General features: G+C 36.3%; 15 protein-coding genes. All 15 read right to left on the bottom strand.

Going from position 1 to position 13,768, the window contains the following annotated elements:
* Window positions 1-70: 70 nt before the first annotated feature.
* Window positions 71-754 (bottom strand): hypothetical protein, encoded by a 684-nt coding sequence (locus IC610_RS05120; protein WP_191735523.1) that lies wholly within the window; start codon window positions 752-754, stop codon window positions 71-73.
* Complete coding sequence (locus IC610_RS05125) at window positions 720-1,202, bottom strand: RNA polymerase sigma factor (protein ID WP_228462851.1); 483 nt, start codon at window positions 1,200-1,202, stop codon at window positions 720-722. Before IC610_RS05125 ends, IC610_RS05120 begins: the two co-directional genes overlap by 35 nt.
* Before the next feature lie 178 nt (window positions 1,203-1,380).
* Window positions 1,381-2,763, bottom strand: a complete 1,383-nt coding sequence (locus IC610_RS05130) for a nucleoside permease (RefSeq protein WP_191735524.1) — start codon at window positions 2,761-2,763, stop codon at window positions 1,381-1,383.
* 18 nt (window positions 2,764-2,781) lie between these two features.
* A complete protein-coding gene (locus IC610_RS05135) occupies window positions 2,782-3,381 on the bottom strand; it encodes a bifunctional nuclease family protein (RefSeq protein WP_191735525.1) in 600 nt (199 codons plus the stop codon).
* 190 nt (window positions 3,382-3,571) lie between these two features.
* A complete protein-coding gene (locus IC610_RS05140) occupies window positions 3,572-4,519 on the bottom strand; it encodes an electron transfer flavoprotein subunit alpha/FixB family protein (RefSeq protein WP_191735526.1) in 948 nt (315 codons plus the stop codon).
* Window positions 4,520-4,636: 117 nt separating this feature from the next.
* On the bottom strand, window positions 4,637-5,383 hold the full coding sequence (locus IC610_RS05145) for an electron transfer flavoprotein subunit beta/FixA family protein (RefSeq protein WP_056080500.1): 747 nt from the start codon (window positions 5,381-5,383) through the stop codon (window positions 4,637-4,639).
* Between the two features lie 140 nt (window positions 5,384-5,523).
* Window positions 5,524-6,231: an SDR family oxidoreductase gene (locus tag IC610_RS05150; protein ID WP_191735527.1), complete on the bottom strand. Its 708-nt coding sequence runs from the start codon at window positions 6,229-6,231 to the stop codon at window positions 5,524-5,526.
* 80 nt (window positions 6,232-6,311) lie between these two features.
* A complete protein-coding gene (locus IC610_RS05155) occupies window positions 6,312-7,868 on the bottom strand; it encodes a GEVED domain-containing protein (RefSeq protein WP_191735528.1) in 1,557 nt (518 codons plus the stop codon).
* Between the two features lie 126 nt (window positions 7,869-7,994).
* A complete protein-coding gene (locus IC610_RS05160) occupies window positions 7,995-9,374 on the bottom strand; it encodes a dipeptidase (RefSeq protein ID WP_191735529.1) in 1,380 nt (459 codons plus the stop codon).
* A 127-nt stretch (window positions 9,375-9,501) separates the two neighbouring features.
* Entirely contained in the window at window positions 9,502-9,783 is a 282-nt protein-coding gene (locus IC610_RS05165) for a hypothetical protein (RefSeq protein WP_056080513.1), read from the bottom strand.
* A 123-nt stretch (window positions 9,784-9,906) separates the two neighbouring features.
* Complete coding sequence (locus IC610_RS05170) at window positions 9,907-11,055, bottom strand: class I SAM-dependent methyltransferase (RefSeq protein WP_191735530.1); 1,149 nt, start codon at window positions 11,053-11,055, stop codon at window positions 9,907-9,909.
* A 3-nt stretch (window positions 11,056-11,058) separates the two neighbouring features.
* Complete coding sequence (locus IC610_RS05175) at window positions 11,059-12,222, bottom strand: methylmalonyl-CoA mutase family protein (RefSeq protein WP_191735531.1); 1,164 nt, start codon at window positions 12,220-12,222, stop codon at window positions 11,059-11,061.
* 86 nt (window positions 12,223-12,308) lie between these two features.
* Complete coding sequence (locus IC610_RS05180; RefSeq protein ID WP_056080524.1) at window positions 12,309-12,665, bottom strand: FtsB family cell division protein; 357 nt, start codon at window positions 12,663-12,665, stop codon at window positions 12,309-12,311.
* Between the two features lie 11 nt (window positions 12,666-12,676).
* Complete coding sequence (gene udk / locus IC610_RS05185; protein ID WP_056031542.1) at window positions 12,677-13,291, bottom strand: uridine kinase; 615 nt, start codon at window positions 13,289-13,291, stop codon at window positions 12,677-12,679.
* A gap of 168 nt (window positions 13,292-13,459) precedes the next feature.
* Window positions 13,460-13,765, bottom strand: coding sequence for an ATP-dependent Clp protease adaptor ClpS (locus IC610_RS05190; protein WP_056080525.1), 306 nt, complete (start codon window positions 13,763-13,765; stop codon window positions 13,460-13,462).
* Window positions 13,766-13,768 lie beyond the last annotated feature (3 nt).

The raw sequence follows: 13,768 nt of genomic DNA on the forward strand, positions 1-13,768 counted from the left end.
TTTATTTTTAGACACAATTATAGTTCTGTTTAGGTGTCAACAGTTTATTTTAAGATATTTTTATAAAAGATTATTCTGTAGCGGCAGAATCCGCAAAAACTTTGACGCCGAAAATACGCAGTGAACCCGGACGTCTGATTTTTAATTTTGAAGCATCCACAACACCAAACTGTTCACTTCTGCTTGACTCGACTCTGGTTTTATCTAATTCTCTGCCCAAAAGTAGTTCATCAGCAGTGGTGTAAGAAGTTTTCTTCTTTTCAGTTATATTGGTTTTAGAGTTGATATTTTGTGGCGTTTGTAATGCGAAAACAGGAGTATCAATAGGTTTTAATTCCTTTACTATTATTTCTGGATTTATCTGAGTCTGTATTTTTTCAATCGATTTTTCAGAAACAAATTTATTGTGATCATTAATCACATCCACTTTGTTGAAAACAGATTTCTTCGTAATTTCTTCGTTTGGAATTGTAGATTCTATCGCTTCTGTAAGTCTAAAATTATTTTCAGAAGGATTTTTAGTAATAATTGTGTTATTATTTAATGGTTTGTCTGTATTAAAATAAAATAATCCTCCAACCGAAATTAAAAGAACAATCACAGCAGCATATTTCCACCAGTGAAATGTGTGTTTTCGAAAAGTTTCAGACCCTGTATCCAATTCACTTTCAATCTGATCCCAAAGATTGGCGGAAGGCTTTATTTCAAGCTCTTCGTAATCAGTTTTTAACTGTTTCTGTATGTTTTTGTCCATTTTCTTTTGCTTTTAAATAATCTGCAATCCATTTTTTGGCTTTGCTGAGCTGGCTTTTGCTGGTTCCTTCTGTAATATTCAGAATTTCAGCAATTTCCTGATGCTTTTTATCTTCAAATACATAAAGATTGAATATCAATCGGTAACCTGTCGGCATTTGAGAAAAAATCTCTTCGATATTGATATTGTATAAATTCTCGTCCGAATCTTCTTCAAAATAATCATCAGCAATTTCAATATCGGAATACAGAATATTCCTGTTTTTCCTGACAAAAGTTATTGAGTCATTGACCACAATTTTCCTCAGCCAAAAAGGAAAACTTTTCCACTCTTTACAATCATTGATTTTATTGAAGCATTTGAGAAAAGCATTTAACAGAATATCTTCCGCATCATGAATGTTATTTGTATAAGAATTCGCTACTGCCAGCATTTTAGCTGAAAACAATTCGTAAAGTGCTTTCTGAGCTCTACGGTCCTGCTTTTGGCGAGTTTAAAATTCTTTTCTAAATCCTTCATGTATCAGTTTCTATCCTTAAGACAGCAAAAGTTTAAAATGGTTGCCCGAAAATAAAAAAAATTGCACTTTTTATTCAAAAGTGCAATGTATAAATTCGTGATGATCATTAATGACTTACATTTTCAACCGCCTTCGGATCGTGTTTATGTTTAAATAAAACCCAGAAAAGAATGGCCAGAACAAGCGCATAGGCTGCAAAAGAAAGCCAGATATTATGCCAGTCTTTCATCATTACGACTGATGATAAGGTTCCGTCAGGATTTACTGCTGAATGAAAACTTTCCTTTAAAATATTTAGAAAAGACGGATTATCAGGTTTGGTTTCCAGATAAGAAGATAATTCTGTAACGGTAGTAAACCTGTGTGTGAAAAATTTATCGATTGCCCAACCCGCGATATAGCTTCCGAAAACAGCCCCAAACCCGTTGGTCATCATCATAAATAATCCCTGTGCAGAAGAACGGATCTTTTTATCTGTAGTCGTTTCAACGAAAAGTGAACCGGAAATATTAAAGAAATCGAAAGCCATTCCGTAAACAATACACGACATGATGATTAATCCTAATCCGTATCCTTCAGGTATTCCGTAGGCAAAAAATCCGAATCTCAGTACCCATGCAAACATGGAGAAAAGCATCACTCTCTTGATCCCAAATCTCTTCAGGAAAAACGGAATTGCCAAAATAAATAAAGTTTCAGACACCTGAGAAATCGACATGATAATCGTTGATCTCTGTACTACAAAAGAATTTGCATACTTTGGAAAGTGCGAAAATTCACTTAAAAATACATCTCCATAAGCGTTGGTCAGCTGTAAGGCTGCACCCAAAAGCATTGAGAAGAGAAAGAAAAGTGCTGTCTTGTAATTTTTGAAGAGTTTAAAAGCATTTAAACCTAATTGTTCTGATAGAGGTGCATCTTTATCGATAAGCCTCTGTGGCGGGCATTTTGGTAACGTTAAAGCATAGATTCCCAGGATAATGGCAGCTACTCCTGCGATGTAAAACTGACCTTCGGTAGCTTTGTTTCCTGTAAGATTTGTAATCCACATGGCAACGATAAAACCTACTGTTCCCCACACTCTGATCGGTGGAAAATCTTTTACCACATCCAGATTACTGTTTTTTAAAACCGTATATGAAATTGAATTTGCCAGAGCAATTGTGGGCATGTAAAAACACATGGCCACGAGCATTACCGTAAAAAATGAGTTCGGATTATCGCTGTGAGGCAGGAAGAAAAGGGTGATCCCGTATAGGATTTGTAAAGCCGAGAAAATTCTTTCTGCGTTGATCCAGCGGTCGGCAATAATTCCGGTAATGGTCGGCATAAAGATCGATGCAATACCCATGGTGCCGAAAACCGCTCCAAACTGGGTTCCGTCCCACTGTTTTGTACCGAACCAAAAATTCGCCATCGTTATTAGCCATGCTCCCCACACAAAAAACTGCAGAAAGCTGAGGACGGTCAATCGTAATTTTAAATTCATTATTTATGTAAAAGATTCTTAATCTATTTTCTTTTTTCTTCGCTTGATTTCCTCCTGGATTTCAAGTGCGGTATCAAAATCTTCTTCTTTTACGGCATCTTCCAATAATTTCTGAAGCTCTTCCATTGAGATAGAAGTCAGGCTGTCTTCAGATGATGCAATTTCAGAGAAAGCTTCGTCTTCCTTGGCTACTTCTTCCAGTTCCAGTAAAATTCCAGCTTCATTTAAAACCTGTTGGGTGGTGAAAATGGGCGCGTCAAATCTCACAGCCATCGCAACTGCGTCAGAAGTTCTGGCATCCAGAATCAATTCTTCTTCAGTTTCTGAATTTCTAAAGTTGATATTTGAAAAAAATACGCCGTCTACAATCTGATAAATGATTACAGAAATCAGTTTATAATTGGTAGAAACAATAAATTTTGTGAATAAATCGTGGGTAAGCGGGCGCGGTGGATGAATGTCTTTTTCTAAGCCTAAAGAAATGGATTGTGCTTCGAAATTCCCGATAACCACGGGCAGTTTAACGTTTGTTTCTTCATGTTCCAATAACAATGCGTACGCCCCCGATTGTGTCTGGCTGTACGATATTCCGCGTATGATTAGCTGTTTATAATCCATGGCTACAAATATAAATTAATTTTTTATTGTAGGTTTTACTTTTTAAACAAAAATAAAAGCCCGGAAGCCGAGCTTTTATCTATATTGTTGATGTTTGTCAAAGGTCAATAGTGAATTTTGCTTCGCAAGTGAATTAATTTATTTTAAAAATTGACTAACGAAGAGAATTGACCATTCACAATACCCATTCTTATCCTTTGATTGCTTTAATTTTCTCATTCAATGCAGGAAGAATCTGGAAAGCGTCTCCTACCACACCGTAATCAGCTGATTTGAAGAACGGAGCTTCAGCATCACTGTTGATTACTACGATTGTCTTAGAAGAGTTTACTCCAGCCAAATGCTGAATTGCTCCTGAAATACCGATGGCAATATACAAATTTGGAGAAATTGCTTTACCTGTCTGTCCAACGTGTTCTGTGTGAGGTCTCCATCCGATATCTGAAACAGGTTTTGAACAGGCTGTTGCTGCACCTAAAGTGTTAGCCAAATCTTCCACCATTCCCCAGTTTTCAGGACCTTTCATTCCTCTTCCTGCAGAAACTACCACTTCAGCTTCTTTAAGATCCAATTTTCCTGAACTCTGTTCGTGAGAAATTACTTTAGTATCTTCATTAGCTACTGAAAGATTTTTCACTTCTTCAGAACCAGAAACAGCGCTTTCTTTTACACCGAAAGCATTTTGAGAAACTGTAAGAATTACTCCAGCTCCTTCAGCTTTAGCATGCATGAAACCTTTTCCTGAAAATGCTTTTCTTTTTACCTGAAACGGAGACTGGCTTTCCGGTGCTTCCAAAACATTGGTTATTAAAGAGAAATCTTTCATCACAGCTAACATTGGTGCTACTGAAGAAGCATCTGTAGTATGAGGAAAAACAAGAATATTTCCGTCCGCCACTTCACTTACTGCCTGAGCATAAGCTTTTGCTGAAAAATTTTTAAGACCTTCGTCTTTGATGTTGATTACGTTTGTTGCTCCATATTTATACAATAAATCTGAAGAATCTGTTGGGTTTACAGAGATTGCCGTAACGGTGCTTCCCGCCTGATCAGCCACAGCTTTAGCATAAGAAACTGCCTCAAAAGCTGCTTTTTTGTAAACTCCGTTTATATTTTCTGCGTATACGAATACTGACATAATTTTTAAATTTGAAATTTGAAGTTTGAGATTTGAAATTCTGATCGTTTTAAATTCTATTTTAAAAAAATACAAATTCTCTCAACTTGAATCTTTTTACTTTTTACTTGAATCTTACTAGATCACTTTCGCTTCTTCGTGAAGAAGTCTTACCAGTTCATCTAAATTATCCGGAGAAACCATTTTCACGGCTGCTCTTGGCGGAACTGAGTCGTACGAAACTCCCTGAACTTTTACCTCAGAAGAAACAGGCTCAACTACCTGCAAAGGTTTTGTTCTTGCAGACATAATTCCTCTCATGTTTGGAATAATCAAATCCTTTTCATCCACCAATCCTTTCTGACCAGCGATTACAGCAGGTAATTTTACAGAAATGGTTTCTTTACCACCTTCAATTTCTCTCACTGCAGTAGCCTCGCCACCGTTTACATCCAAACCAACAGATGCATTTACGAAAGGCTGATTCAATAACTGAGCAACCATTCCTGGAACAGAACCACCGTTATAGTCGATAGATTCTTTTCCACAAAGAACTAAATCATAACCACCGTTCTGAGCCACTGAAGCAATTTCCTTTGCTGTAGAATAGCTGTCTTTCGGGTCAAGATTTACTCTTACACCGTCGTTTGCACCGATTGCCAAAGCTTTTCTGATTACCGGCTCTGTTCCAGCGTCACCTACATTCATCACAGTAACTGTTGCACCCTGAGATTCCTGTAATTTGATAGCTTTTGTTAATGCGAATTCGTCTAAAGGGTTGATTACCCACTGAATTCCGTTTTTGTCGAATGCAGATTTGTCTGCCGTGAAGTTAATTTTAGAAGTAGTATCAGGAACACTACTAATACAAACTAATATTTTCATAAGTATACTATATTTTCTTTTTGCTGCGTCCAATAAAATCAGAGAAGCAATTTTGTTTGTTAAGTGTTGTAAATATAAATAAAAAATATATTATGCATGCATAATACTTATTTAATTATTATTCAGTGCATTATAAGTTTTTAACTCTTTGGTTTTGACGCCCTAAACTCAATCTTGCTTGGCAAAACTCTCGGATTCATTTTCAAAACATCGAGCACCAAATTGCCCATATCTTCAGGCTGAATTTTCCATTCATCTTTTTCTGAAGGCACGTTTCCATTGAAATTGGTGGCAACTGAACCCGGCATAATCACCGTTGATTTGATGTTGTACTTTCTTAAATCGATCATCGCAGCCTGCGTAAAACCGACAACACCGAATTTTGAAGCATTGTAGCCAGTTCCGTTTTCAAAGAAGTTGGCTCCGGCTAAACTTGCAATTGTGATATAGTACCCTTCCGTTTTCTTTAATTCTGGAACTGATGCTTTTAAAGTATGAAAAACTCCGGTAAGATTGGTTTCAATCATAGAATTCCATTCTTCCGAAGTTAATTCGTCAACAGGTTTAAAAACACCCAGACCGGCATTGGCAATAACGAAATCCAGTTGTCCGAACCGTTCTACGATTGATTGCACAGCCACATTTTCGTCATCCATATTTCTGACGTCTGACACAATTCCCAGTACGTTCTCTGAAATCTTCTTTAAATCTTCCTCTGCTTTTTCTACATCTTCCTTTTTTCTCCCCGAAAACGCTACAGAAACTCCGTTTTTCAATAAGATTTCGGCAATTCCTAAACCAATTCCTTTGGTTCCGCCTGTAATGTAAGCTACTTTATTCTGAATCATAATTTAAAATTTTTAATTTCCCTAAAATAAGAAAAACGCCCCGAATGGAGCGTTTTGAATGTACTAAGATTTATCAGTATTTATTTTTTGATGAATTTCTCAGTTGAAATACCATCTTTAGTCTCTACATTGATTAAATAAGTTCCTGCAGGAAGACTTCTTACATCTACTTTATTACTATCCAAACTAACATTTATTTTTTTACCTGTAAGATCTACAACAGATATCGCATTGATTTTTGAATCTGTTTTAATATTTATAAAGTCTGAAGTTGGATTTGGATGTAACACCGTCTCTATATTTTTGGCTTTAATATCATTCACAGCCAAGACATTTCCAACAACTAAAGTATAGTCTTCAGCCTGACCATTCCCTAAATTCCCACAAGGATCTGACAATGCAGATATTAACGATGTAGCAGATGAATTAAAATTATATTTAACTCTCATTCTTTTGTAGCCATCAGTCACCCCAGCAGGCACAGCAATATCTCCTGACAGGACATTGCTTGTAAGAGTTCCCCCTATATAATTACCTGTTGTTGTAAAGTATGATTCTCCAGCATCAGCAAAGTCTCCGTCACCATTCCAGTCTATAAATACAGTAGCTCCAAATCTATTTGGTGCAAGACCAGTAGCTTCGATTGTAATTGGATACGTAACACCTGGTGTTACAGAGATAAGCGTTGTGGTATTGTCTTCATAAGCAGGAGAACCTGTCGCAGCAGGAGACGTTTTAGTTATACCATTTAATGAAACAGAAGAAATAGGATATACTGCTGCACTAGCTGTCAAAGGACCGCAATAGGCTACCGTATTATTAGTAATAAAACTTATTTCAGTACATCCTACTGCATCACCATTTGAATTGGTTGGTGTAACCGTAGCATAATATGTAGTATTTGGTGCGACCGTAATATTTGTTGTCGTTCCTGCAACTGTAAAATTAACTAAATTTGAACCACCAGAGGTAGTTCCAACTTTAACTTTATAATTCACTGCAGTAGGTGTAGCAGACCAGTTTAGCTGCAGATTTCCAGCTGATACTGTAGCACCATTAGTTGGGGAGGAAATTGTAGTACATGCAGGAATGGTTGTTACGCTTTCCTGATTTAAAATTATATCATCAACAAAAATATTACCTGTAGTAGTACCGCTTCTTACAAACCACACACCAATTCCATAAGTTTCTCCCGGCTGGATGACTCCGGCTGGAATAGTGCCGGTAAGTGTGGAGCAAGTAGATATTGCAGCAGCAGTAAGATTAACAGGAGTTCCGTAGGTAGTGATACTCCATGAATTAGTTCCTAAATCGTACTTAAAATACGCCAAATTTAAAGTTCCTGCAATAGTAGCTCCTTTTTTATAGCTTACAGACACATCAACTTTCTGACCGTTCCCAGTCTGCCCTATTGTAGTAAGATCAATCATAAAACCTGTGGAAGGAAAAGAAGCGCTAACAGCAAGTTGCCCTCCGTTAGTCCCTGCACAGGCAGCAGATGTTGATTGAGTACCTCCTCCAAACTGTTTGTAAATTGTAGTTGTGTAACCAGGAGTTTCAAAATTCCCAGTGTAAGAGTACTGAGCATTTAATCCTAATCCCAATCCGATCAGGCACGATAGTAAAATTTTCTTCATACATTATTATTTAATTATCGTAAATATATCAATATCACTTAATATAGAAAAACTATTTATGTTAAAATTCAAAAAAATCCTCAAGAAATTTCTCGAGGATTAAACTTTACAGCAAGGAAATAGTTCTTATTTCACATAATTCTCAAAGAAAAGTGGGATACTTTCAATTCCTTTATAAAAATTGAACAATCCGTAATGCTCGTTTGGAGAGTGAATCGCATCAGAATCCAAACCAAAACCCATCAGAACTGATTTGGCTCCTAAAACCTGCTCAAACATTGCAGTAATAGGAATACTTCCGCCACCTCTGTAAGGAAGAACTTCTTTACCGAAAGCTGTTTCCATAGCCGTTTTTGCAGCCAAAAATTCTTTGGTATCCGTTGGTAAAACGTAAGGCATTCCTCCATGGTGTGGCGTAACCTTTACCTTCACAGTATCTGGAGCAATTTTTTCAAAATAGGTTGTAAACTTTTCCGTAATCTCTTCCGGAGTCTGATAAGGAACCAGACGCATTGATATTTTAGCAGAAGCTTTTGAAGGAATTACGGTCTTCGCACCTTCGCCAGTGTAACCACCCCAAATTCCGTTGCAGTCTAAAGTTGGACGGATAGAAGTACGTTCTAAAGTTGTATAACCTTTTTCACCTTCAACACCGCTCAGGCCGATTGATCTTTTGAATTCATCCGGGTTGTCTTTAAGTTTATTCATATCAGCTCTTTCCTCGTCAGAAACTACATCTACATTATCATAAAAACCGTCGATTAAAATACGCCCGTCGTCGTCGATCAGTTTCGCAATCATTCTTGAAAGCACATGGATAGGGTTTGGTACAGCACCACCATAAAGTCCGGAATGCAGATCTCTATTTGGTCCTTCCACCTCTACTTCCACGTAGCTTAAACCTCTCAAACCTGTGGTAACAGTAGGCTGTTCGTTGCTGTAGATATGTGTATCTGAAATTAAAATACAGTCACATGATAATTTTTCTTTGTTTTCATTGACCCATTTCCCTAAGCTTACAGAACCAATTTCCTCCTCACCTTCGATAATAAATTTTACATTACATGGAACAGAATTGGTCTGCATCATTGCTTCAAATGCCTTTAAATGCATAAAAAACTGCCCTTTATCATCAGCAGAACCTCTTGCGAATATTGCTCCGTCAGGGTGAAGATCTGTTTTCTCGATGTAAGGTTCAAAAGGAGGCCTTCTCCACAATTCCAACGGATCGGCAGGCTGAACGTCATAATGTCCGTAAACCAAAACCGTAGGCAGGTCTGGACTGATCATTTTTTCGCCATAAACAATAGGATAGCCGTCGGTTTCACAAATTTCCACCTGATCTGCTCCGGCAGTTTTTAAATAGGAAGAAACCAGTTCCGCACATTTCAAAACATCATTTTTGTAAGCCGGATCGGCTGATATTGAAGGGATTCTCAGTAATTCAAACAATTCATCTACGAAACGGAGTTTGTTTTCGCCGATGTATTTTAAAGTCTCTTGCATTGTATATTTTTATTTTGCTAAAAGTAAAAAAATTGATGGTGTGGCACAAAGAAATCAAAAGATTTTTACCTTTCGCCAACAAAAAAGTCCCGCACTGCTGCAGGACATTTTATATTTTAAAGAAAGCTTAGTGCCCAACAGGCTCAGCAGGAGTTTCAGCAGGTTTTGCTGTTGCTGTACTTGCTGTACTGTCTGTTTTTGGAGCTTCAGTTTCGTGCGCACCGTGTGCAGGCGCGGCATGAGCCGGTGTTGCTGTGTGACCGTGAGCATCGCCTCCCCCCTGATGATCGTCTGAGTATCTTTCTACTCCTTCTTCAAGTCTGAGCGTGTTTTTATTTCCTCCGGCCTGAATTTTTTTACAGCTTACCGCTACTGCTGCAATTGCCAAGGCTACCACTAATTTTTTCATATACAGATTTATATTTTAATACTATCAACTGAACAGCGTTTTATCAGATTTCAATCAAACGGTTTCAGGTTTAAATTTATAATTGTTCAAAAATAAGAAATATTGCATTTTTTGGCAAAGATTTCAGACTGATTTTAAAATAATTTTTCCTTTTTTGGACTGTGTAAAAATTAGATACGATTCTCCACCATCTTTCAGCTGGTATTTCTTCTTAATTTCTTCAGGTTTTAAAGGATAATTTTTTGAAATGATATTAAACTGATATTTCTTTTTAATCTGCTTTGCATCAACAACTTCCATCTCTAAAATCCTTCCCGGAAAACTTTCATTTTTGGTATCAGATGTGTATAAATGGGTATTTGGATGAAGTTTGTTCAGTTTAAAATATTCGGATATCAAATTAAAAATTCCTGCTTTTAAAATGGTATTATTCGGAATGTATATAAATTTCTGCGGTTCAGAATAGGTGGAAGACGCATTTTTCTCTGCATTCATTTCAAAACTGAAATTATTTTCATCGCTTTCAAGATTGACACAGTTGCAAAGAATTTCGCCTAAATAATTTTTATGAAGAAAAACCACAATTTCTTTCACATCATTTTTCACGGCAATAATTTCAATCCGTGAAACATTTTTTAAGACGGAAAGCAGATATTTTAAATCAATGAGAGGCGAAAGTTTAATAATTACCTGTTCGGATACCGAAAGCAGATGATCCTGAATTTCAAGAATGTTTGGGGAAAGATCTTCCAGAAGAAAAACTTTGTTTTTATTCTGATCTCTTCTGGCGGGATCAAGATAAATTGTACTAAAAGTTTCTGTATTTTCGCTCAGAAAATCTTCTAATTTCTGATTAATAAATCTTGCTTTTTTACCTAATACATCCCAATTGTTTTTTACAATATCTAAAAGTTCAGTGTTTTGTTCAACCAATGTAACTTTCTCAAAATTTTCAGATAAATAGTAAGCATCAATTCCGAAACCGCTCGTCAGATCGATGAATTTATTTCCTTTTAAAATTTCTGATTTGTAAAGTGCTGTCTTTTCAGAAGAAGATTGCTCCAGATTGAGTTGAGGAGGAAAGATAATCCCATCTTGTAGCAAAAATGGAAACTTTCTCTGAGCGACCTGCTTTCCTTTGATTTGCTGAACGATGTTCTGCATTGAAACACCAGGAAATGGGGATTTTTTCAACAACAAAGAATGCAAATCTGCGTTTAGATTTGTGTTGATATAATTTTGAATATCAGGATTTACAATTTTATGTCTCACAGATCACTCAAACATTTCAGCCCAACGAACACCTTTTATTTCAGCTGGATTGTATAATTCTTCAACAAATTTTTTAACTTCTAATTTCGGATATAAATTCACGCCAATGAGTTTTATTTTTCCTTCTTCTACCCACTTTTGCTCTTCTACAGCCTGATCATAGATTCTTTTCTGAATAATTCCTTGTTTTAAAGATTCTAAATATCCACCTGCTTCTTCAATTTCAAGAAAGAATTTCCAAGACTTATCTGCAATCTGCTGAGTAATATCTTCAACATAGTAACTGCCGTTTGAAGCGTCTTCAAAGACATTGATGATGCTTTCGTAGGCCAGAACAATCTGCTGTTTAAATGAAATTTCCTCAGAATTTTCAGAACTTTTTTCAATGCTGTAATTGTTGCTGTAAACCGCGTCTGCACCGGCAATCATTGCGGATGCAAGCTCAAGTGTGGAACGGATCAGATTATTTTCGCTGTCTGAAACTGATTTATTTCTTAAAGAAGTTTCAACAAAAATATAAGGTATCAGATCCAAATCAAATTCCTTTGAAAACTGGTTGAAAATAAGTTTAAAAGCCCTCACTTTAGCCATTTCAAAGAAATAATTTCCTCCAACAGCAATTCTGAAAACCAGTTTATTTAAAATTTCTGCACTGTAAATTTCCGTCAGTTCCTTTGCTTTTGCCAAGGCTATTCCCAACTGTTGAACAATAGAAGCTCCGGCATTCTGATGAAGCGAAATATCTATACAAATACTTCTTCTGAACTGTTTTGCCAAAAGTTCTTTCACCAACTGATCCTTAATAACACCAGCTTTTTCATCAAAAACATCAATCAGTGAGAAATACTGATCTTCTTCCTGTGGACTGATGTGACCCGCCAAATCTTCATTATTGACGAAAATTGTTTTTTCCTCAAGGTTTTCAACGTTTTCATCAAGCAAAAATGCGAATACATCCTCTTCCAGACTTTCGTGATATTTCGCAACCAGATGCGTACTTTCCTCAATTTTAGGAAGGTTTACCAAAGGTTTCTGAACATTAGTGTAAAATGGTTTCACCTCAATTCCTTCGAGATTGTCTTTCTGAAGAACAGACTCTATATCGTCGGTTTTAAGCTGTTTTTTAACCAAATTTTCCCAGCTGGAATAAGTTTCTGTATGTGACATGGGTAATGAGTAACGGGTAATTAGTAATAATTTTCGCAGACTTATGTTATGATTAACAGCGAATAGATTTGATTATTCACAATAAATCACTTTTTTGCGACTTTTGAACTGTCTGCTACAAGGATGAAAATCTCTTCGTTGGGTTTTTTCATAAAATAATTTTCGCGGGCATATTTTTCTTTCTCATCTTTATTATTCATGAGTTTTTTGTAGAATTTATCGTTCTTTTCGTACTCAGATTTGTAATAGATGAGCTGTTCCTCATATTTATCAATCTCCCCGTTGATTTCGTGGATTACCAGAAACGAAGTTTTATCAAAGAAAACCATCCATACGAGGAAAAGACCGATGGTAAGCGTGTATTTATTCAACACGTATTTTCTGATGAATTTGATAGCGTCAGACTGTGGTTTTATTTCCCTGATCAGTTTATTTTCCTTCATGAGAAGTCATTTTAATGTTTTTTGAGCGAGTTTTTGATTACTGTAGTTAAAAAATCAATAGCTACAGAATTCTGTCTCATATTCGGAATAATTAAATCTGCTTCGTTTTTTGAAGGCTCAATGAATTCCTGATGCATTGGCTTCAAAGTCGTTTGATAACGGTGCAGAACTTCATTCAAATCCCTTCCTCTTTCCTGTGTATCTCTTTTAATTCTTCTGATTAATCTTTCATCAGAATCTGCATGGACGAAAACTTTTAAATCAAATTCTTTCAGTAGTTCTTTGTTGGTTAAAACCAGAATTCCTTCTACTACCAAAACATTTTTAGGCTCTACTGTCACGTGATCTCCTGTTCTTCCATGCGTTACGAAGCTGTAAATCGGCTGTTCGATTGCTTCGTTATTTTTCAGAGCCTTTACATGCTTTATTAAAAGATCAAAATCAATGGATTTCGGATGATCGTAATTTAAAGCTTCTCTTTCCGTAAGGGTAAGACTGTGATTATCATGATAATAATTGTCCTGAGACAGCATATTCATCCCATCAATATCAAGTTGCTGGATAATCTTATCCACAACTGTAGTTTTGCCGGATCCTGTACCTCCCGCAATTCCTATTACAAGCATTTTTCTTTAAAGTTTTGACAAAGATAGTATTTTTTTGAAAGTGGGATGCGGGAAGTTGGGTGATGGATGTTTTATTGAGGAAGAATTCCAAATTTGTGATTAAAAATTTTTGATTCGAGCAAAAATTTAACAAAAAAAACTCTGACATTTTTGTCAGAGTTTATATTTTTAAACGATTTCGCTGGTTAAGCTTCGTGAAATTAGTTTTTCGTGCATTGGTTTTAAAAGATCAAGTGAGCCGGTTTTTACAGTACATTTACCTTTGAAATGAACGAGCATTGTGCATTGCTCGGCCTGTATCGGGTCATGTTTGCAAATCTGAATCAGTGCTTCGATGACGTCATCAAACGTGTGAACGTCGTCGTTGTGTAGAATCAGTTTGTAAATTTCATCTGTCTCATCCAAAACCAGAACTTCTTCTTCGTACTGTCTTTTTGGATCTTCATAATCTTTTATGCTGTTATAAAAAATCATTGT

The sequence above is a fragment of the Chryseobacterium caseinilyticum genome, assembly GCF_014837145.1.
Taxonomy (GTDB): Bacteria; Bacteroidota; Bacteroidia; order Flavobacteriales; family Weeksellaceae; genus Chryseobacterium; species Chryseobacterium caseinilyticum.

What these genes read in the sequence shown, in the direction of transcription:
- IC610_RS05120 (WP_191735523.1), bottom strand. Translation starts at nt 754, where the DNA reads ATGGACAAAAACATACAGAAACAGTTAAAAACTGATTACGAAGAGCTT.
- IC610_RS05150 (WP_191735527.1), bottom strand. Translation starts at nt 6,231, where the DNA reads ATGATTCAGAATAAAGTAGCTTACATTACAGGCGGAACCAAAGGAATT.
- IC610_RS05160 (WP_191735529.1), bottom strand. Translation starts at nt 9,374, where the DNA reads ATGCAAGAGACTTTAAAATACATCGGCGAAAACAAACTCCGTTTCGTA.
- IC610_RS05155 (WP_191735528.1), bottom strand. Translation starts at nt 7,868, where the DNA reads ATGAAGAAAATTTTACTATCGTGCCTGATCGGATTGGGATTAGGATTA.
- IC610_RS05180 (WP_056080524.1), bottom strand. Translation starts at nt 12,665, where the DNA reads ATGAAGGAAAATAAACTGATCAGGGAAATAAAACCACAGTCTGACGCT.
- IC610_RS05190 (WP_056080525.1), bottom strand. Translation starts at nt 13,765, where the DNA reads ATGATTTTTTATAACAGCATAAAAGATTATGAAGATCCAAAAAGACAG.
- IC610_RS05165 (WP_056080513.1), bottom strand. Translation starts at nt 9,783, where the DNA reads ATGAAAAAATTAGTGGTAGCCTTGGCAATTGCAGCAGTAGCGGTAAGC.
- udk (WP_056031542.1), bottom strand. Translation starts at nt 13,291, where the DNA reads ATGCTTGTAATAGGAATTGCGGGAGGTACAGGATCCGGCAAAACTACA.
- IC610_RS05175 (WP_191735531.1), bottom strand. Translation starts at nt 12,222, where the DNA reads ATGTCACATACAGAAACTTATTCCAGCTGGGAAAATTTGGTTAAAAAA.
- IC610_RS05145 (WP_056080500.1), bottom strand. Translation starts at nt 5,383, where the DNA reads ATGAAAATATTAGTTTGTATTAGTAGTGTTCCTGATACTACTTCTAAA.
- IC610_RS05135 (WP_191735525.1), bottom strand. Translation starts at nt 3,381, where the DNA reads ATGGATTATAAACAGCTAATCATACGCGGAATATCGTACAGCCAGACA.
- IC610_RS05140 (WP_191735526.1), bottom strand. Translation starts at nt 4,519, where the DNA reads ATGTCAGTATTCGTATACGCAGAAAATATAAACGGAGTTTACAAAAAA.
- IC610_RS05130 (WP_191735524.1), bottom strand. Translation starts at nt 2,763, where the DNA reads ATGAATTTAAAATTACGATTGACCGTCCTCAGCTTTCTGCAGTTTTTT.